Origin of the sequence: Aminiphilus sp. (assembly GCF_029975095.1) — a bacterium.
In the GTDB taxonomy this organism is placed as follows: Bacteria; Synergistota; Synergistia; order Synergistales; family Aminiphilaceae; genus Aminiphilus.
Window position 1 is genome coordinate 1 of sequence record NZ_JARKPW010000048.1, and the last position, 19695, is coordinate 19695.

A 19695-nucleotide genomic window follows, 5' to 3' on the forward strand; every position below is an offset into this window, starting at 1 on the left:
GAACCGAAGCGCCGCATCGATCTCCACCAGAAGGTGTCCCGTCCTCTCCACGAGGGAGCGGAAATGAGCCTCGCCTTTCCTGGCCAGACGTTCCAGGCGCTGCCATTCCGTCATGTCCCGGAATTGTTCCGCTACGGCCACGACCCGTCCCTCTCCATCCCGGAGGGGCGAGGCAAAGACGAGACAGGGGATGTTCTCCCCCGTCCTGGCGGGAACGTTCATGCGGAATTCCAGCGTCTCCTCCGCAGTGAAGGAACGCTCCAAGGGACAATCGGGACCGTTGCAGAAGGGTGCGCGAAGGATTTCGAAGCAGGCCTTTCCCTCCACCTGTTCCCTGGAAAAACCAAAGGTCCGACAGAATGTGTCATTGGCGCGAAGAATGCACCGATTTCTTCCGAGAATCAGAATGGCCTCCGCGGAGACGTCAAAAAGCTGCTCCAGATTCCATCCGTTCTCTCCGGAGAGGATCACTGCTTCTTCAGGAACACCACATCGCGAGGAGCAGACCGGACACAGCCGCTCCCCTTCTCCCGTCCCGGGGTTCCGCATGCTCCTCCACCTCCTTTTCTTGGCCGAGCATGATCAAACACGTGCGTTTTCTCTAGGATACCCCATCTTCTTGGGAATAAAAACAAAAATTCCGCCCGCAAAACTACCGGTCTTCTTTCTCGCAAACGTCCCGGAGCCGTTCCCATAGCATATTTTCAGCAACGACGTTCCCTCCCGGGCAAAAGGCGCCACGGTCGCGTTGTGTGCGTCAGCCTGCGCAAAAAGGTTTTCATGGCGTTCGGCGACCGTCTGCGACGATGAGCCACACTTTTCCAGGAGTGCCTTTTTGTGTTCGAGCAACAGATCCATGTTGAGGTAGCGACTGGACTCCGGCCACGCCTCGTGGGTTTCGACGCACAATGCCCGTATCAGACGCTGACATGCGTCGCCCCATGTGCTCTTCTCCAAATCTGCATCCTTCAAAGGGATCATATCCAGGTACCGCCTCCCCCCATTGATGGGAGGGAATGTAGCGTAATCGGGCCACGACCAGCATCAGGGCCGCGTCGCTGTCAGGGAAACACATTCGAGAGGCAAGACGATTCGGAGAGCGCTACGGACACCGTTTTCCGGAGACACAAAAAACGCGGTGGAGAAAGGTTTCATGCACCTTTCTCCACCGCGTTTCGACGAGAGACATTCCAAGGGCGTAAAAACCCTGAAGGGTCGCGTCAGCTCCTGACCGAACTCCTGCCCGCGACGGCATCACGGATGAGTTTGACGAGTTCGTTCCGCTCCTCTTCAAGTCCCGCCATCTTCCGTTCCAGGTACATGATTTTCTCCGGATCCATACCGAACATGGTACATTCCTCCCTGTGCTCCGTTCCTTTTCCGGACAAAAATCCTCCGGGAAAATGAAACTCCTTGACGTGAGCACAAGCTACACCCGCTCTTATTGTTTGTCAAGAACGAGAATTTATCTTACAATTCAACCGTTTCGACAATCAAGACAAAAGACTCCCCTGAAAGAAATCCCTGGAAGATCCCGGTAGAAACACCCCTCAGAAATCCTCTGCGATGTTCCAAAAAGGAAACAATCGCACTCTTTCAGTTTTCTTTCGCCCTGAAAAGACAAACCAGACGCTACAAACTCCGCCCCCGGACGACCACGTTGCTTGGGTGTCCCTCCAGCCATGCCGTGACGTTCTCGAAAACGATCCGCGCTCGTTTCGCGAGCGCTTCCTCGGTGGCGAATCCTCCATGAGGCGCCAACAAGGTGTTGGGCGCGGCGAGAAGGGGATGATCGGCGGGAATGGGCGGCTCCATTTCGAAGACGTCGATGCCCGCGCCCTTCAAATGCCCTTCTTCCAATGCAACGGCGAGGGCGTGGGAATCCACCACACCTCCCCGGGAGACATTCAACAGCAGGGAGCCAGGTTTCATGCGGGCGATCCGCTCCCGGTCGAACAGGAGTTTCGTCTCTTCTGTAAGGGGCGTATGGAGGGAAACGATGTCGCAGGTGGCGAGAAGTTCGTCCAGATCCACATAGGTGACGCCGAGTGCCAGGGCTTCCTTCCGGATGCTGCGGCTCCAGGCGACGACCTCGCATCCGAAGGCAAGGAGCAATTCCGCCACACGGAGACCGATGGCACCGGTCCCGACAATCCCCACTTTTCTGCCCCGGAGTTCCTTTCCCAGATAGGTGCGAACACCACCCTGACGAACGACCCTGTCCCCTTCGGCAACGCAGCGGAGAGCGCCGAGCATGAGTGCGATGGTCATTTCCGCCGTGGCCTGCGTGGCATACCCCGCGGCATTGCACACCCAGATGCCCCGCTCACGGCAGGCGGCGCAATCCACGTGATCCGTCCCGGTAAAGGCCACGGAGAGCATCCGCAACTCCGGCAGGGCACGAATGAGATCTCCTCCGAAGGGGATGTTGGCGAGGATCACCACCGCCGCACCTTCCGCTCGCCGGCGGAGGATCTCCACGTCGGTGCTCCGTTCGCTCTCGAAACAGACCTCGTGTCCCGCAACCCGAAGAGGCGCCGCGAGTTCATCGAGGAGTTTCCGGGGAGCGCCCAACGGTTCCACAACAGCGATACGCATGGCTCACCCTCCGTAGATTTTCGCGGTCTCCAGCCCTTGGAGCACGCGCAAGGCGCCTTCTGCAAGGGCGCGCAGTTCATCCTCACCCTCGTAGACCTTCACGGGGGCGATCCACTGTACTCGCCGGCGGATGCGCTCCACGAAATCCTCGGCGTAGGCGAGCCCCCCCGTGAGGAGAATCGCGTCCACCTCTCCCCGAAGCGTCACCGCCCGGGAACCGATCTCCTTGGCCACCTGGTAGGTCATGGCATCCAGAACCAGCTCCGCCGAAGCGTCGCCTTCGCAGGCACGGCGATAGGCCTCGCGAAGGTCATTGGTACCCAGATGGGCTACCATGCCACCGCCGCCCACAAGTTTCCGCAACATGGTCTCCAGGTCCACGGCTCCGCTGAAACAGAACTTGACCAGTTCTCCCGCGGGGAGAGACCCCGCCCGCTCCGGCGAGAAGGGACCTTCTCCGTCAAGGGCGTTGTTGACATCCGCAACACGCCCGTGAAGGTGAGCGCCCACGGAGATGCCACCCCCCATGTGGGCCACCACGAGATTGAGCTCCTCGTAGCGTCTGCCCGTCTCCGCGGCGAAACGACGGGCCACGGCCTTCTGGTTCAGCGCGTGAAAGATGGAGCGTCTTTCGATGCCTGGAAAACCCGAGAGTCGCACCTGGGAAAGCAACTCGTCCACCACGACCGGGTCCACGATGAAGGCGGGCTTGCCTCCGGCCTCCTGCGCCAGGGAAAGCGCCAGAGGTGCCCCGAGATTGCTCGCGTGCGTTCCGTAACGGCACGAGACGAGATCTTCCAGCATGGGAGCGTTCACCACATAGGTGCCTCCCTCGATGGGACGAAGCAGTCCTCCCCGTCCCACCACGGCATCCACGTCGGCAAGATTGATTTTCTCCGCGTTGAGAACTTTGAGGATCTCCGTCCTCCGGAACGTCTCCTGGTCCGCCATGGAGACGAACTCCCGCAACACCTCCACATCGTACCGCTGGGTGTGGGAGAAAAGTTCCTGGCCGTCCCGGAACAGGGCGAACTTGGTGCTGGTGGAGCCGGGGTTGATCACGAAAATCGTGAAGGAACCGTCCTTCGACACAGTCATGCGCATTCCCTCCGAGGTGAAACACAGCGAACAAAGAGGCCGCACGCAGCGGCCCCTTCGTTGTCCGTCTTCGGGCGTCAGCGCCCCTGGTGGGCGGCGAGAGCCACGGCGGAGGCGATGGAGAGGAGCTTCGTCTCCGCGGTATCCGTGCGGCTCGTGAGCACCACCGGCGCCTTAGCACCCAACACGAGTCCGGCGGTCTTGTTTCTCGCGAAGTAGACGATGGCCTTGGCCATCATGTTCCCCGCCTCGATGTCCGGCACAAGGAGAATGTCCGCGTTTCCCGCCACCTCGGACTCGATTCCCTTATGTTTCGCCGCTTCCACGCTGATGGCGTTGTCCAGGGCGAAGGGACCGTCCACGACGCATCCCTTGATCTGCCCGCGGCGGCTCATCTGGGCAAGGGCTGCCGCGTCGAGCGTACAGGGCATGTCCGGATTCACCACTTCCACGGCACCCAGAACGGCGACTTTAGGACTCGCGATGCCGAAGGCATGAGCGAGTTCCACCGTATTGTTCAGGATGTTCACCTTCGCCTGAAGGTCCGGATACATGTTGAACGCGGGATCGCAAATGAAGAAGACCCGGTCGTACCCTTCCACCTGATGGATGTAGACGTGGGAGATGAGCGCTCCCGAGCGGAGCCCCTTCTCCTTGTTGAGAACGCCCCGAAGGAAGTTGGCGGTCTTGATCATCCCCTTCATGAGAATGTCCGCGCTCCCTGACGACACGAGCTCCACGGCCTTGAGGGCCACGGCGTTCTCGTTGCCCCGCTCGTCCACGACCTCGTAATTCGCGAGATCGATGCCCAGCTTCGCCGCCACATCGGCGATCTTCACCGCGTTACCCACGAGGATCGCGGTGGCGATGCCGTTCTTGCGGGCATCCTCGACGGCTTCCATGACCTCCGCGTCCTCCGCCAGGGCGACGCTGATCTTGCGGGGCCCGATCTCCCGGGCGTACTCCATCAGTTCCGTCAACGACCGAATCTGCTTCATGCTGGTCAGAACCTCCCCTTATAATTTGGAAATTATGGATGAGCGTTTCCATCTCTTGGATACACTATACCGCTCTCTCGGACATACGCCAAGGCGATGTTCCTCCTCCGGACCGTTCTTCGGAGAGGGTCACTTTCTGGAAAGAACGGCACCGAGAGCGATGGAGAGGAGCTTCGTCCGGGCCGAATCGATCCGGCTGGTGAGCACCACCGGAACTTTCGCCCCGAGAATCACCCCCGCTCCGTCGCCCCCGGTGAGATAGAGCATGGTCTTTCCCAGAAGATTTCCCGCCTCGATGTCGGGTACAAGAAGGATGTCCGCTTTTCCGGCGACGTCCGAATCGATCCCCTTGTGTCGGGCGGCTTCCTCGCTCACCGCGTTGTCCAGTGCCAGAGGACCGTCAACCAGACACCCCTTGATCTGTCCCCGCCGTTGCATCTGGGTGAGCGCCGCCGCGTCGAGCGTGCAGGGCATGTCCGGGTTCACCACTTCCACGGCGGCGAGCGCCGCCACTCGAGGACGGGCACATCCGAGCGCATGGTAGCACTTCACCGCATTTTCGATGATCCCTACCTTGGCTTGGAGATCCGGAGAGGTGTTGATCCCTCCGTCGGTCAGCCCGTAGAAACGCCCCATCTTCGGAATGTAGAAGAGGAACAGATGGCTCAGCAGTGCTCCGGAGCGCAACCCCCACTCCTTGTTGAGCACCGCCTTGAGGAGCGTCGCTGTCTTGACCAGTCCCTTCATGAGGGTGTCCGCCCGTCCCTCGGCAACCATCCGCACCGCCCGCTCCGCCGCACCGGCCTCACCGGGCTCGTGCACGATTTCAAACGCTCCGACATCGACGCCCACTGTTCCCGCGATCTTCTCGATCTTCGCCTGGTCACCCACGAGAACGCCCTCGACAATGCCCTGTCGCCGTGCCTCATCCAGTGCGACGAGAACATCCTCGTCCTGGGCGCAGACGACGGCAATGCGCATGCGTTTGCCATCCCGACAACGGTCGAGCAGGAAATTAAGATTCCGACAAGAAGAGAATTCCCCATCATGCGTCATGCTTTTTCCGCCTCCCGCAACACGTTTCCGTTTCCGCACACCACGGTGCGACAGGGCATGCGGTTTTCTCCGAAAGCCCCTCAGTCAGGAAGCGGCGATCATCTCGCCGTAGCGCAGGCACGGCTCCTCGCCGCGCAGGACGCGCAATGCCCCTTCCACAAGGGCACGCATCTCGTCCTCGCCAGGGTAGACGAGGACGGGAGCAATCCACTGCACCTGTTCCGTGACGAGACGGACGAACTCACCGTCGTGCGCCACGCCCCCCGTGAGCAGAATCGCCTCGGGCTTCCCCTCCAGGGGGACCGCATAAGCGCCGATCTCCTTCGCCACCTGGTAGGCCATGGCTTCGTAGACGAGACGGGCCTTCCCGTCTCCCTCGGCGATCCTGCGCTTCACTTCCCTGAGGTCGCTCGTTCCCAGATATCCCGCAACACCGCCCGCTCCGGCGATTTTCTTGCGGAGGTCCTGCATGGTATGGTTGCCGCTGAAACAAAGACGGACGAGGTCCCCCGCCGGAACTCCTCCGGAGCGCTCCGGTGAAAAGGGGCCGAATTCGTTGGCATTGTTGAGATCCACCATCCGTCCCGCCTTGTGGGTGCAGATGGAGATGCCTCCGCCGAGATGGGCCACGACGACGTTCATCTTCCGCCAGTCCCGACCGAGATCCTTCGCGGCGCGGCGCACCGTGGCCTTGATGTTCAGCGCGTGTCCCAGAGAGTGCTTCGGCAGCTCCGGAAGTCCCGTGACTCGTGCAACGGCTTCCAGCTCGTCCACGGCGACCGGATCGACGATGTAGGCGGGGATCTTGCGCGGAAAGGCGATGGCCGCCGCGAGGATTCCTCCCAGGTTCGAGGCGTGTTCCCAGGGCTTTCCCCGGCGCAGGTGGTTCAGAAGCAGTTCATCCACCGCATAGGTCCCCCCCGGGATGGAGTCCACGATGCCGCCCCGTCCCACCACGGCCTGAAGCGCATCCAGATCCCCCCCCTCCTCCGCCACCGCCTGCTCGATCACCCGGAGACGGAAGGAAAACTGTTCCGCAACGCACGGAAAGGCTGCGACCTCTTCCACGCAGTGGGACAGGGTCACCCTCCACGCCTCTTCATCGTCCCGATACCAGGCGATCTTGGTGCTCGTCGATCCCGGATTGATGGCAAGTACCTGCGATCCCACAGGGCTCCCTCCTCCGTTCGTCCTCTCGAAAAGACATGTACCGACGGAAAAAGGACGGGAAGCCCTCCCGTCCCCGTCCGTTCCTACACCTAGTTCTCCTCGTGACACCCCACGAAATCCTTGACGGGCCCCCGTTTCTCGTGGGGGCGCGCATCCCGGTAGATCTCGTATCCCTCGCCTCGGACGAGTTTGCAGAAAACGTCCCTGATTTTCTTCGTCACAGGTCCTGGTTTTCCGTCTCCGACACTCCGCAGGTCCACCTCCACCACGGGAATGACCTCCGCCGCGGTTCCCGTGAGGAAAATTTCATCCGCCGTGTAGATGTCCCAGCGGTTCAGGAACGTCTCCTCCACAGCGTAACCTGCGTTTCGAGCCACGTCGATCACGGCGTTCCGGGTGACCCCGAGGAGAATGCCCACTGCGGAATGGGGAGTCTTCACCACGCCGTTCTTGACGAGAAAGATGTTGTCCCCCGTGCACTCCGCGACGTATCCTTCGCGGCTCATGCAGATGGCCTCGAGAACACCCGCGTTGACCGCCTCGATCTTGGCCATGATGTTCGGCAGGTAGTTGCAGCTTTTTACCTGGGGTGCGAGAACCTCCCCGTAATTGCGCCGAGTGGCGGCGGTGATTACCTTGAGCCCCTTCTCATAGAACTCCTCCGGGTAGAGGGCGATGGAGGCGGCGATGCAGACCACCGAGGCATTGCCGTGACACTTTCTCGGGTCCAACCCGAGATCGCCCACGCCCCGGCTCACCACAAGCCGGATGTAGGCATCACGCAGGTTGTTCCGCCGGCAGGTTTCCGCCACGATCTCCATCATTTCTTCCTTCGAGAGCGAAATGGGAAGCCAGATGGCCTTCGCGGAATCATAAAGACGATCGATGTGCTCCTCCAGCCGGAAAACCCGACCGTTGTAGGCACGAATACCCTCGAACACGCCGTCGCCGTAGAGAAAACAATGATCGAAGACCGAGACCTTCGCTTCCTCTGCGGGGACGTACTGCCCATTGAGATAGATCACCGACATGTTCGCACCCCTCCTCTGCACGTAGGAACAGTTCTTTTCTCCGACGGCACAAACGCCGCATTTGTATTATATCCCAAGAAGACGAACCGTCACCACAACAAGCTCAGCCTTCCGAGCGCTCCACCGCAACCTCGCCGGAGGCAGCCTCCCGTGGATCGTGCGAAACGTCAACCGATCCGCAGGAGCAATTCCAGCGGAAGTCCCGCTATGTTGCCGCAGCCGAACACCCGTCCCGAGAGACGACAGGTCATCTCTTCCGGTGAGGGAGTTCCGAGCCGGAGGAATCGGGAGCTGCGAAACGGCGCAGGGCCGGTGATCCAGCGGGCCTTCCAGGGAAGAGAATACATCCAGGGAAGAAACGCCCTGTATCGGGCGGGACGGTCCATTCGGTGGTGATACCACAGGGTAGTCTCCTCCGGGAGCCACCCTAGTTTCTCCCACAAAAATCGCGTGCTCTCCGGATCGTTCGCCGCGAATGCTGAAGCAAGAGCAACGTCTCCTCCGGAACACCCCGGCAGGGAAAGCACCCGAAATTCCCCGACACTCGGAGGCAGCGCTTCCCAGGCGCGACGGGAGAGTTCCAGGTCCAGTCCGAGACGGATACAGGCGGCAAGTACCGCGGTGGAATCGGGCCAGGGGTTTCCTCCGGAGCATATTTCCCGGAAGGAAGGTACCCCGTCGGCATCGGAAAGACCAAAGGGAGCACATCCCCGGGCTTTCATCGCCCCGATCCGGGCAGCATCCGCAGCAAGCTCTCCGCCGCATGCCACGGGCACATGCGGTGGCACTCCTCCGAGGAGAACGCGAAAAGCCCGCTCGGTTCCCGGCCCCCAGACCTCCTCGTGATCCGCTCTGGCATTGGTCCACACCACAAGAGTCGGATCCATCCAGCATCCCGCGAGATGTTGCAGTTCCGGGGCGACGGCACTGTTTTCGAGGACCACCGCTTCCTTGCCGGCAGAGGAATCTGTTTCCCGATATCTGGACACCTCCCGGGCCACGTGGCCCAACCACCAGCGCATCTCCTCCACGTGAGCCCCCGCGGCGCGGCGAATGGCCTTTGTCCCCGCCGGTTCCAGAGAAAGGGGGGTCACTCCGGTGATGCGTGCCCACACGGCATACCCCTGCGCCGCAAGTGCGGCGGCAAGAAGGCGTACGGTGCCACTTTTTCCCCGCGTTCCCGTGACGAGAATCCGCACCACCGGAAGCCCTCGTACGCACTCTTGCGAAAAAGAACCGCCCCGGCAGCAAGCGAATCCGCTCATTCCAGCTCCCACCGAGAGAAGAGCGCCAATCCCGACGCAAAAGCGACGAGCCCTACGACGGCTCCGAGTCGCCCCCGAGTCGCCGGCCCTTTCCGCTCCGGTGCTTCGTCGAAGGGGATGCCGTTTCTCCGGGCGAGATCGCGCACGTTCAGGAGATGGATCACGGGAAGCCCGACCCCGGCCAGTTTCCCGAGAACACCGTTGCCATAGGCGGAAACAGGCATCCGACGGGAAGAAGCCTCCCCGCCGTCTCCACGAAAGGTCACCTCCGGAAAATGGAGCCCCCCGGGAAGGAGTGTCACTTCGGGATCGGTCCCCAGATTGGCGTGGCTCCCGCCAATTTGCACCACGAGTTCCGGATCGAAGTCAAGCACCCGGCGCGTCTTTTCCGCCACCATCATCTCCAGGCGCTCCTCCTCAAGCAGTGGAACACCGTTTCGCCGGGCCGATTCGCGAAGCAGGGCAACACCCTCGGCAGCGAGACCGCCTCCGGTTTCGCCGTCCCCTCCCAACGTACAGAACGCCGGAGCAGTCCGCAGCAACCCACGGCGCCGCAGGAGCGTCAGCAGGTCCGGCAGAAGCAGCTCCGGCACGTTCGCTCCCCAGGTGGAGGCCGCCAGAGACGGCGCGAGCAGCACGGAAAGGCCCATCTCCTCCGCCGCGGCGAGTGCGGCGAGGAGAAATCCGGGAAAGGAGGCGGAGGAAAGAATCGCAACCCGGTCTCCCCGGGCGAGCCCGGCCTCCTTCAACCATCGGAACACCCGCACCGCCCAGCGCGGATCGCAGGACGTCCGTTTCGCCTCCAGGTCTCCCAGGGTAGTCGTCACAGCACTCCACTCCAGGCCGATCAGTCCCGTTCCCCAGGGATCGACCTCTTTCGGGGAAGCGATGCCCCGGGCATTCCGCTCGGCGACGAGCACCTCCTGTGCGGCACGAACCCTGTCCCACAAACGCTCTTCTTCCCGAGAAAGACGGAATCCTCCCCCCGTTCCATCCCCCAGGGTGCACAGCACAAGAAGAGCAGCGAGCAGAACGAGCCCGAGCACGCTGCGCCGGGAAAAGGGCGATGCACCGTCACCGAAGAGGAATTTCCGAAAGAACTCTTTCACGAAAATCACCTAAAAGGGGAGCAGTTCCCGAACCAGGATCGCCGCGGCTCCCGCCGCCAGGGCTCCTGCACAGGTTGGAAGCGCGCCCTGGCGTTGCGCGTCCCCCGCGAGAAGGCCAGGCACCAGCCATCCGCTCCAGGGAACCGAGAGAGGGAAAAACGCGCTCCAGAAAAGAAAGACGCTCAGAGAAAGGAGAATCGCCACGGTCATGCGCCTTCTTCCGTAGAGACCGAAGCAGCGCGTTGTGGCCTCCAGGACAAGGGCCAGCAGCATACCGAGGCCGAAGACGAGAGGAGCGGCGAAGGAACGGAACCCCACCACCGCAAGAAAACCCGGCGTGATGATGCCTCCCGTGGCGAAACCCGTCCGGGCAGAGAAGAGCGCTCCGGCGGCGACACCCAGAATCAGGCGCAGCAACTCCTCAAAGGGGCCGGTCGACACGGCGCCGCACCTCCCGAAGATGGGCATAGAGAGTGAAACGGCTTTTTCCCGTCTCGCGGCAGAGCACCTCCATCGCCCCCTTGAACGAGAAGAACCCTCGCTCATGAAGGCGCTCCAGAAGAAGCTCCCGCTCTTTACGCGAGAGGAAGCGGAGCGGTTTTCCGAAGAGCGGGCGCACTTCCCGAAGAAGTTCCTCGAAATGCATGTCGCTTCCCGAGACGAAACGTTCCGTGGGAGCGGCCAACGGAAGCGGATCCACCTTCGTGAGCGTTTCCGCCCACTCCCGGAGCAGTTGCGCCCTGGTCATGTCCTGGTTGAGACAGAGCAATCCCACGAGGTCACCCTCTCCGTCCCGGACGAGGACGACGCTGGAGCGCAGAGCCCGACCGTCCGGCCCGGTGGAGGCGTAGTTGGCGATGTAGTCGAGATCCTCGCATTCTTCCGAGCGGAGAAGAAACGCGCCGAACTCCGTGAGGGGGGAATCGGAGGAACGCCCCGTGAGTGACGCGTTCTCCATGACCACCACCCGGTGGCCTCCGTCGGACACGTCGTGAAGCACGATCTCCCAATCCGGCCCCAGAGTTTTTCCGAGGACCCGCACGACAGGAATGAAGGGAAGCAACAAGGGATGACACATTTGTGGGTTCATGCAAAGCCTTCCGTTCCTCGAAACAGGATGCGGCGTCTCCCCTCTTTCCGAGCGGAAACGCCGCTTTATCCTACCACCCTCTCCAAGGGCGTCAACATTCTGACTTGCCCGCAAAGACGGAGAAAACACTCGGGACGAGCCCGGCTCAGGTTCTCACAGTTCCAGCGTGCGCCCCACCTTCGCCTCCCGGGCCTTCTTCACGATGGCGGCGGCGGACACCACATCCAGGGCGGCGAAACCGACGGTCTTCATGACCGTGATCTCCTCGGGAGACGTTCGTCCCGGAACACGTCCCAGCAGGAGATCTCCCAGTTCTCCCGCAATGCGCTCCGGCGCGAAACGTCCCTGGGCCTGGGGAATTAGAAAATCCCCCGCCTCGGCAAGCACCGCGTCTAAGCTGTCCGCAAAGATCCGGTCGGCCCGCTCCAACAGACGGACATCAAGTTCCTGCATGTCCGGCCGGTAGGCCCCCACGCCGTTCACGTGGGTACCCGGCGCGACGCGGTTCCCGTCGAAGACGGGAGTCGGCGAGGTGGTCACCGCCGTGATGACCTGCGCCTCCTCGACGGCCTCGTCGGAAGAGGCTGCGGCGCAAAGCGTCGCGCCGAAGCGCGCCGCCAGGGGTGCCATGCGCTCCACGAACGCTTCCGTGCGTTCCCGGACCACGTCAAAGACGAACACTTTTTTCAGGGCGCGCACCGTGAGCAGCGCCTCAAGCTGAGCCTCTGCCTGCCCTCCCGTGCCAAAGAGCGCCGCCGTGGAGGCGTCGGAACGGGCCAGCAGCTCCGTCGCAGCACCGGAGATGGCGGCAGTACGCATCTGGGTAAGAACCGTTCCGTCCAGGAGCGCATCCACTTCGCCCGTCTCTCCGTCCAACAGAATCATCGTCGCCGGAACCACGGGTTTCCCCTTCTGCGCGTTACCGGGGAACACGGAGACGATCTTGACACCCGCCTGCTCGACCCCCTCCGCATAGGCGGGCATGAAAAGGCACTGCCCCTTTCCCTTCCCCACATCAAGAGTGCTCCGCAACGGCACCTGGGTTCTCCGCTCCGAATGGAGGACGAAGGCCCTCTTGTCCGCCTCGATGGCATCGCGCATGGTGAACACCGAGCATATGGCTTCCCTGTCGAGCAACAGCACCACAGACCCCTCCTCCGTCGGTCATCGTCCCCGGAGAGGAACAGCGGGGACATGACGGTTTTCTTTACAAGGAATGCTAGCGCCCAGACATAATAGTGTCAATCTGACAATTATTTTTTATCCCTGGCGATCCTGAAGGGAAGCTCGACCTGAAACGCGCTCCCCTTTCCGAGTTCGCTCTCCAGGGTAATGGTGCCTTCCAGAAGCGTGGCGAGTTCCCGGGCAATGGAGAGTCCGAGCCCCGTCCCCGAATATTTGCGTCGTGCCGATCCGTCCGCCTGGGTAAACCTGTCGAAGATGGCAGCCTGTTTTTCCCGGGCGATGCCGATGCCGGTATCCCGCACGATGAACCGCAGCGTCGAGATGAAATCGTCCCTTTTCACCTCAGAGACCTCAACCTCCACACATCCCTCGTGAGTGAACTTATAGGCGTTCTCCAGAAGATTCATCAGGATCTGACGAAGCCGGAGCCCATCCCCCCACACAGTGACCGGAACATCCGGAGCGATGTCGAGAGAGAAGTGCAACCCTTTCCTGGCGCAGCGAAGGGAGAAGACACGGCAAAGCTGGTCCAGCAAAAGCGGAAGATCGAAGGGCCTTTCGGTGATTTCCAAACGCCCCGCATCGATCTTCGACAGGTCCAGGATGTCGTTGACAAGAGAAAGCAGCACTTCCGAGGAAGACCGAAGGATTTCCACGTACTCCTTCTGCTTCGGAGTACACTCCCCGGCCAGCAGAAGGTCCGCCATGCCCACAATGCCGTTCAGGGGAGTTCGGAACTCGTGCGTGACCACGGCAAAGAACTCGCTCTTCGCACGGTTCGCCTGCTCCGCGGCGACCTTGGCCCGTCGGAGTTCCACCTCGTAACGGAGGCGTTCGCTCATGTCGTGGAGGAGCAGCACCGAACCGTATTCCTTGCCGTCACTGTCCCGGACGGATCCGGAGCTGACGCTCACGGGCGTCCGCGAACCATCGCGCGCGAGCAGAAAGACGTTATGCACCTCTTTCGCCGGGGAGTCCCCCTCTTCAGTCCGTTCCTCGCCCACCAGGCGCAGCACCTCGTCGGCGGAGCGGCCGAAGGACTCCTCGAAGGTCCATCCGGTCAGGCGCTCCGCTGCGGGGTTCATGAGGAGAACCTTGCCCCCGGGAGCCGTGGCGAGAAGCCCGTCCCCAAGGGAAAGCAGCAGTGTGTCGAGCCATTTCTTGGTCCTGCGAAGCTCCTGATCCGCCTTGTGTCTATAGAGGGCGATCTGGATGTTGATGTCCAGTTCTCTGTCCTGAACGGGCTTGAGCACGTACCCGTAGGGCTCGGTGATCCTGGCCCGCTCGAGGGTCTTCTCTTCGGCATAGGCGGTGAGAAAAACCACGGGAATGTCGTGGCGTTCCCGGATCGCCCTCGCCGCATCGATGCCGTCCATCTCTCCCTTCAGGCGGATGTCCATAAGGACGAGATCGGGATGGAATTCACCGACCCGCTCCACCGCCTCCTCGCCGCTGGCCGAGACCGCACAGACCTGATAATGCAGTTTCCTGAGCCGTTCTCGAAGGTCCAGGGCGATGAGGCTCTCGTCCTCCACGACGTAGATGACGGGATCGGACGCGCCACGCTCCGCCTTTTTTCGTGAAAAACTGCCGGAAGTCACCTGTTCCGTCCCCATTCGCCTCACTCTCGAAGACGCTGCACCATCGCTCCGGCAATGCGCTCCAGAGGCAGAACCTCACAGACCGCCCCGAGGGCGACGGCTTCCTTGGGCATACCGAAAACCACGCTCGTCCGCTCATCCTGGGCGATGGTCCACGCCCCGGCATTCCGCATCTCCAGCAATCCCTGGGCACCGTCCTTCCCCATGCCCGTCAGGATGACCCCAAGAGCGTTTGAACCGGCGTATTTCGCCACAGAGCTGAAGAGCACCTCCACGGAAGGACGCTGGTGAAAGACCAGAGGACCGTCCTTGATCTCAACGAAGTAGCTGGCACCGCTCCGTCGCAGAATCATGTGGGAATTGCCCGGTGCAAGGAGAGCCTTGCCAGGACGCAGCAATTCGTGATCTTCCGCTTCTTTCACCTCCAAAGCACAGGATTCGTTGAGCCGTTCCGCGAAGGAGCGGGTGAAATATTGCGGCATGTGCTGCACGATGACCACCGGAGGCATGTCCGCGGGAAGCCGGCGAAGAACTTCCCTGATCGCCTCGGTCCCCCCCGTGGAAGCCCCGATGGCGACCACACGGTTCGTGGTCTTGAGCAACGCCCCCGACGAGGAGGGATTCTGCCCGTTCCGGTCCCCTGGGTTCATGTGCATCGCCGGACGTCGCATCAGCGCATCCCTGCGGATGGACGCCACCGCCTTGATCTTGAAAAGAAGCTGTTCGCCCATGTCGCGCACGGAATAGGAGGAGCCGGGTTTGCAGAGCACCTCCGCCGCTCCGAGGTCCAACGCACGAAGCGCGACCTGGGAGTTCGCCTTCGCCAGGGAGCTGACGATGATCACCGGCACCGGTTTGTGTCGCATGAGCTTTTCGAGGAACGTAAGCCCATCCATGCGAGGCATCTCGATGTCCAGAAGAACCACGTCCGGATCGAGCTGCACGATCTTGTCCCTGCCGACAATGGGATCCGGAGCCGTCCCCACCACTTCCACCGAGGAATCCCGGGACAATTCCTCCGCGATGATCTTGCGGACCAGAGCGGAATCGTCGATGACAAGCACCCGGATCTTCCGCGTCCCCTCACTTGCCATGCCCCCGGACCTCCCCGTCTTCAATGAAGCGGACTCGCGTCTCTCCCGTGGCGGTGTTGAAAATCACGTGACGCCCCCGCCGGCCTCCCACATCGCGGGAAAGTACGGAAATGTGCTTTGACGCCAGCAGGTCCAGGGCGAACCGGACGTTGTTTCCGCCTATCGGACTTCCGAGCTGCGGATTTTCCGCTCCTCCGAAAACATGGGCCTCCAGACGCTCCAGGCGCGCTCCCCGCTCCTGGAGAAGGCGGAGCATCATTGGAAGGGAAAGACTGCCGAACTGGGCAGTCCGTTGCCCCGACCAGGGACGCGGAAAGACGTAATGATTCATGCCCGCCACCGGGACCGCCTCGTCACGAAGACAGACGGACACGCAGGAACCGAGCACGGTGGAAATCAGATGTGGCTCGTCGCTGACGAGAATGCATCCGGGTTGGAGAAAGTGGGTTCTCATCTCCTCCAGTGCGTCCTCCCGCATCATACGGAGGGAATCGATCCTCCCGTTTCGCCTGCGGACTCCTTCACGAGCCCCAATTCCCGAAGCAAGGCGAACACCCGCTCCCTGCGTATGGGTTTCACGAGATACCCGTCGCACTGTTCGCGGAAGGACATGCGCACGTTCTCGAAATCCCCGAGAGCCGTGACCATCACCACCCGAACGGCGTCGGAGCCCCAGAGATTCCGCCGCTCTTCCTCGCCCCGAAGCGCCTCGAGTGTCTCGTGGCCGTCCATGTCGGGCATCATGATGTCGAGAAAGACACAGTCGTAAGACACGCCTCCGTCGAGGGATTCCCGAAAAAAACGCAGTGCCGTGGCACCATCGTTCGCCACATGGCTCTCGCCGAAGGGTCTGAGAATTTCCCGAATGACCGTGGCGCTCACCGGATCATCTTCCACAACGAGAAAGATCACGCACATTCCCCCTCCTTCGCCTGCCGTCAACGCATGTAGATGGTGGGCTGCACGTACTGGAAACGGTGCTGCTTTCCGATGAGACTCTCGGAATGGCCGATGAAGAACAGGCCCCCCGGAGGAAGAACCCGGGCCATCTTTCCGAGCAGGGCCTGCTGCATTTCCGGGGAAAAATAGATCATCACGTTGCGGCAGAAGATCACGTCGAAGACGTTCCGAAAAGGAAAATGCTCCGCAAGGTTGAAAAAACGGAACGTCACGCACCGCCGAAGCGATTCGTTCACCCGAAATCCCCCGTCCTCCCGGGAAAAATACTTCTGGAGGAAATAAGGTTCCACATCCTTGCGGATCTCCGACCGATACCACCCCGCCGCCGCCCGGGCGAGAGATCCCCGGCTCACGTCCGTGGCAAGTATCTTCAGGGAAATCCGCTCGTCCAGCGCCTCCCGGAGCACCATCGCCAGGGAATAGGCCTCTTCTCCGGTGGAGCAGGCGGAACTCCAGGCACGAATCTCGAAGCGCTGCCGGACGAGCGGATTGTTCCGCAAAAGAGCATCCATGTTCTTCCGGAGATAGTCGAAATGGTTCCGCTCCCGAAAGAAGTTCGTGGTATGGATGGTGATGTCGTCCACGAAGGAGAACCAGTTTTCGTCGTCCCCGCCACGAATCGCCTCCAGATATTCGTCGTAGGATTCCACACCGAGACTGCGCATCTGGCGGGAGATCTTCGCCTGAAGCATGTCCTTCTTCTCCTCCTTGTAGAGGATGCCGAAGCGCTTGTAGATCAGCTCCTGAAACTGGAGGAACTGTCTGTCCGACATGCGCGGCGCGATCATGGCACACTCCCCGCTCTCTTCGTCTTGGCGGATTCACATCTTGCTGCAACGACCTCCTCCGGGAAGACAATCCGCAGGCGAACGACCGGTTCCACGGGTTTTTCTTTCGGACGGCGAGCGCCGCTAGAAGTCCTGGAGATCGTCCTCCAGGGGAATCACGTCCTCGGGACGGACCATCTGGGTTTTGCCCCCCTTGCGGTTCGGCAATGCCTTGCCCGTATTTTTCTGCGCCTTCAGGGGAACACGAGACACTCCTTGGGAAGCCTTGTCCCCGAGAGCGGCTTTCGGCTTCTGCGTCTGGAAAGACACCTGCTGCAGCGCAGACGCGCCGTGAACCAGCATGAGAAGATTCTGCACCGCCTCTTTCATGCTCTCCGCCTGGGCATTCAACTCCTCCGAGGCAGCGGCGCTCTCCTCCGCGTTGGAGGCGGTGCTCTGCGTGACCTGATCCATCTGCTGGATCGCCTTGTTGATCTGCTCGATCCCCTGGGCCTGCTCCTGGCTCGCCGCGGCGATCTCGTCCACCAGCTCGCTGACCTTCCGAGCCCCTGCGGAAATCTCTTCCAGAGAACTCTTCACCCTCTGGGCCACCGCCACGCCTTCCTGAGAGAGGGAGATGTTCTTCTCGATGATCGCCGCCGTGTCCTTTGCGGCCTGGGCACTCCGCTGGGCGAGGTTGCGCACCTCTTCGGCGACGACGGCGAAGCCCATGCCCGCTTCACCCGCACGGGCAGCCTCGACGGCGGCATTGAGGGCCAGGATGTTCGTCTGAAAGGCGATCTCGTCGATGACCTTGATGATCCGGGCGATGTCGTCGCTGGATTTCTTCAGCTCCGCCATGGAGGACATCATCTCCTCCATCTCCCGGTTTCCCCCCTCCGCGGCGTCCATGGACTGCCGGGAAAGCATGGCCGCCTGCTTCGTGTTTTCGTTATTCTGATGCACCATAGAAGAGGACTGCTGCAGTGTCGCGGAGGTCTCCTCGATGGAGGCCGCCAGTTCGGAGCTCCCCTCGGCGAGCTGCTGGCTCGCGCCCGAGAGCTGGCCCGACGCGGCGGCCACCTGACCGGCACCCTCGGAGAGCACTTCCGAGATGCGGCTCACCGGACGGGTGATGCTCAGCGTGATGAGCACCGCCAGGAGCAGCCCCACCACGATCGCCACGGCAAGCCCGATCACCAGCACGAGAGAGGCCGAGGAAAGGCTGGACACAGCATCGTTCGCAATCCGGACCGCTGCATCCATCCCACCCCGAGCGGTCTTCTCCGCAAGGGCGAGCACTTCGTTGCCGGATGCGACGAGCTGCGTCGCAATTCTCTGGGTGTTCGAGAACGCTCCCTCCACCTCTTCCATCAGTCCCTGATAGTGCTTCGCCGCCTCGCCGATGCTTGCGAGATGGCGAAGATTCATCTCCTGGCGCGTACCCGCCCGGAGCGTTTCGAGCCCCTTGGCGATGTCGGCGAACCGGGGCTGGACGTTCTTCAGAATCTCCGGATCGCGCAGCGCCTGGGCGCGCCAGGTGGCGAGGCGTATGGTGTTCCCTGCATCGATGACTTCGTTGATGCCCCGGATCTTGTCGTTGCGGTCCCGGATGGCCTCCAGGTCGCCCCGGAGCACGTGGTCCGCCATTGCCTTCTCCATCTCTTCCAGATAGGCCTGGCATCCCTGCATGAACTCTCCCGCAGTCCGGTCGAGTTGGGTCCGGATCTGGGTGAGATGGTTCGCATTCTCTTCAATCTCCTTGACGAGCCCCTGGTACTCGAGTGTGTTTTTTTGCGCTGCCCGGGCGTTCTCATTCAGCGTCTTGAGTTCGTCGGGGAAGCGCTCCACCAGAGTGTCGATCTCCTTGTAGAGCTCGAGAAGCCGGGCGAGGTTCTCCTTGCCGGAGGCGAGCATTTCGGAATTCCCCGAATACGTGAAACCCCGGATTCCGTACATGGCGGCCCGGGCCCGGCGCTCCACCCGGCTCGCCAGGTCCGCCTCGGGGATATGCATGTTCGCCAGCCGGGTCGAGTCCCCCTGGACCTTCCGCATGTTGTAGACACCGAGACCGCCGATGATGAGGGCGATAAGCAGAACGGCGCAGAAACCGAAGGTGATCTTGAAGGCGAGTTTCGCGTTCTTGAACATGTCTCTACACTCCTTTCACGTCCCCGAGAAGGGCGAATTCTTCCGCGCTCAACACTCTGTCCATATCCAGGAGCATGACCACCTTCCCCTTCACCTTGCCCATGCCCCGGAGAAAACGGATGTCCACGCCGTTGCCGTACCTGGGGGGTTGTTCCACATCGCCGTCGGCGATGTTCACCACTTCCGAGACCATGTCCACCGCAATGCCCGTCGTGCGTACGCCCCGCTCCTCTTCGGAGGCGACCTCCACCACGATGATGCAGGTCCGCTCCGAATAGGGCTTTTCGGGCAGGCCGAACTTGAGCCGCAGATCCATGAGAGGAATGATCTTTCCCCGGAGGTTGATCACCCCCTTGATGAAGTCCGGGGTTCTGGGCACGCCGGTGATCTCCATCATGCCGATGATCTCCTTCACTCTCTGGATGGGAATGCCGTACTCTTCCTTCCCCAGGGCGAAGGTCAGATACTTGCCGCCGAGCTGTTCCACGATCCGTCACCTCCGTAGCGGAAAAGGGCTTCCAC

The 19695-nt window shown here is 61.5% G+C and carries 21 protein-coding genes; all 21 read right to left on the minus strand.

Annotated elements, in window-relative coordinates; genetic code table 11:
• The coding region (locus Q1K49_RS02970; protein WP_300522619.1) for a PAS domain-containing protein at positions 1-549 on the minus strand (549 nt) is incomplete at its 3' end.
• Positions 550-582: 33 nt separating this feature from the next.
• Positions 583-981 (minus strand): hypothetical protein, encoded by a 399-nt coding sequence (locus Q1K49_RS02975; protein ID WP_213694326.1) that lies wholly within the window; start codon positions 979-981, stop codon positions 583-585.
• A gap of 239 nt (positions 982-1220) precedes the next feature.
• On the minus strand, positions 1221-1349 hold the full coding sequence (locus tag Q1K49_RS02980; RefSeq protein WP_300522620.1) for a hypothetical protein: 129 nt from the start codon (positions 1347-1349) through the stop codon (positions 1221-1223).
• Positions 1350-1632: 283 nt separating this feature from the next.
• Positions 1633-2598, minus strand: coding sequence for an NAD(P)-dependent oxidoreductase (locus Q1K49_RS02985; protein WP_300522622.1), 966 nt, complete (start codon positions 2596-2598; stop codon positions 1633-1635).
• Between the two features lie 3 nt (positions 2599-2601).
• On the minus strand, positions 2602-3696 hold the full coding sequence (gene buk / locus Q1K49_RS02990) for a butyrate kinase (RefSeq protein ID WP_300522624.1): 1095 nt from the start codon (positions 3694-3696) through the stop codon (positions 2602-2604).
• Between the two features lie 77 nt (positions 3697-3773).
• A complete protein-coding gene (gene ptb, locus Q1K49_RS02995) occupies positions 3774-4694 on the minus strand; it encodes a phosphate butyryltransferase (RefSeq protein ID WP_300522626.1) in 921 nt (306 codons plus the stop codon).
• Between the two features lie 129 nt (positions 4695-4823).
• Complete coding sequence (locus Q1K49_RS03000) at positions 4824-5750, minus strand: phosphate butyryltransferase (RefSeq protein ID WP_300522630.1); 927 nt, start codon at positions 5748-5750, stop codon at positions 4824-4826.
• Positions 5751-5834: 84 nt separating this feature from the next.
• The gene (gene buk, locus Q1K49_RS03005) at positions 5835-6920 is read right to left on the minus strand and encodes a butyrate kinase (protein ID WP_300522633.1); all 1086 of its coding nucleotides are present in this window, start codon (positions 6918-6920) and stop codon (positions 5835-5837) included.
• Between the two features lie 89 nt (positions 6921-7009).
• Positions 7010-7951 (minus strand): branched-chain-amino-acid transaminase, encoded by a 942-nt coding sequence (ilvE, locus tag Q1K49_RS03010; RefSeq protein ID WP_213692374.1) that lies wholly within the window; start codon positions 7949-7951, stop codon positions 7010-7012.
• A gap of 167 nt (positions 7952-8118) precedes the next feature.
• A complete protein-coding gene (locus Q1K49_RS03015; protein ID WP_300522637.1) occupies positions 8119-9216 on the minus strand; it encodes a Mur ligase family protein in 1098 nt (365 codons plus the stop codon).
• Positions 9213-10325: a poly-gamma-glutamate system protein gene (pgsW, locus tag Q1K49_RS03020; RefSeq protein WP_300522639.1), complete on the minus strand. Its 1113-nt coding sequence runs from the start codon at positions 10323-10325 to the stop codon at positions 9213-9215. The genes Q1K49_RS03015 and pgsW overlap by 4 nt, the downstream gene beginning before the upstream one ends.
• A gap of 9 nt (positions 10326-10334) precedes the next feature.
• Positions 10335-10766, minus strand: a complete 432-nt coding sequence (locus tag Q1K49_RS03025; RefSeq protein ID WP_300522642.1) for a poly-gamma-glutamate biosynthesis protein PgsC/CapC — start codon at positions 10764-10766, stop codon at positions 10335-10337.
• Positions 10747-11415: a PAS domain-containing protein gene (locus tag Q1K49_RS03030; protein ID WP_300522645.1), complete on the minus strand. Its 669-nt coding sequence runs from the start codon at positions 11413-11415 to the stop codon at positions 10747-10749. Before Q1K49_RS03030 ends, Q1K49_RS03025 begins: the two co-directional genes overlap by 20 nt.
• Before the next feature lie 153 nt (positions 11416-11568).
• Positions 11569-12561 (minus strand): ornithine cyclodeaminase family protein, encoded by a 993-nt coding sequence (locus Q1K49_RS03035; RefSeq protein ID WP_300522648.1) that lies wholly within the window; start codon positions 12559-12561, stop codon positions 11569-11571.
• Positions 12562-12668: 107 nt separating this feature from the next.
• Positions 12669-14216, minus strand: a complete 1548-nt coding sequence (locus Q1K49_RS03040; RefSeq protein WP_300522651.1) for an ATP-binding protein — start codon at positions 14214-14216, stop codon at positions 12669-12671.
• A gap of 5 nt (positions 14217-14221) precedes the next feature.
• A complete protein-coding gene (locus Q1K49_RS03045; RefSeq protein ID WP_300522654.1) occupies positions 14222-15295 on the minus strand; it encodes a chemotaxis response regulator protein-glutamate methylesterase in 1074 nt (357 codons plus the stop codon).
• The gene (locus tag Q1K49_RS03050) at positions 15285-15776 is read right to left on the minus strand and encodes a chemotaxis protein CheD (RefSeq protein ID WP_300522657.1); all 492 of its coding nucleotides are present in this window, start codon (positions 15774-15776) and stop codon (positions 15285-15287) included. Before Q1K49_RS03050 ends, Q1K49_RS03045 begins: the two co-directional genes overlap by 11 nt.
• Positions 15773-16207: a response regulator gene (locus Q1K49_RS03055; protein WP_300522660.1), complete on the minus strand. Its 435-nt coding sequence runs from the start codon at positions 16205-16207 to the stop codon at positions 15773-15775. Before Q1K49_RS03055 ends, Q1K49_RS03050 begins: the two co-directional genes overlap by 4 nt.
• 26 nt (positions 16208-16233) lie before the next feature.
• Positions 16234-17043 (minus strand): CheR family methyltransferase, encoded by an 810-nt coding sequence (locus Q1K49_RS03060; RefSeq protein WP_300522662.1) that lies wholly within the window; start codon positions 17041-17043, stop codon positions 16234-16236.
• Positions 17044-17166: 123 nt separating this feature from the next.
• Entirely contained in the window at positions 17167-19173 is a 2007-nt protein-coding gene (locus tag Q1K49_RS03065) for a methyl-accepting chemotaxis protein (protein WP_300522665.1), read from the minus strand.
• A 4-nt stretch (positions 19174-19177) separates the two neighbouring features.
• Positions 19178-19660, minus strand: a complete 483-nt coding sequence (locus tag Q1K49_RS03070; protein WP_300522667.1) for a chemotaxis protein CheW — start codon at positions 19658-19660, stop codon at positions 19178-19180.
• Positions 19661-19695: the final 35 nt, after the last annotated feature.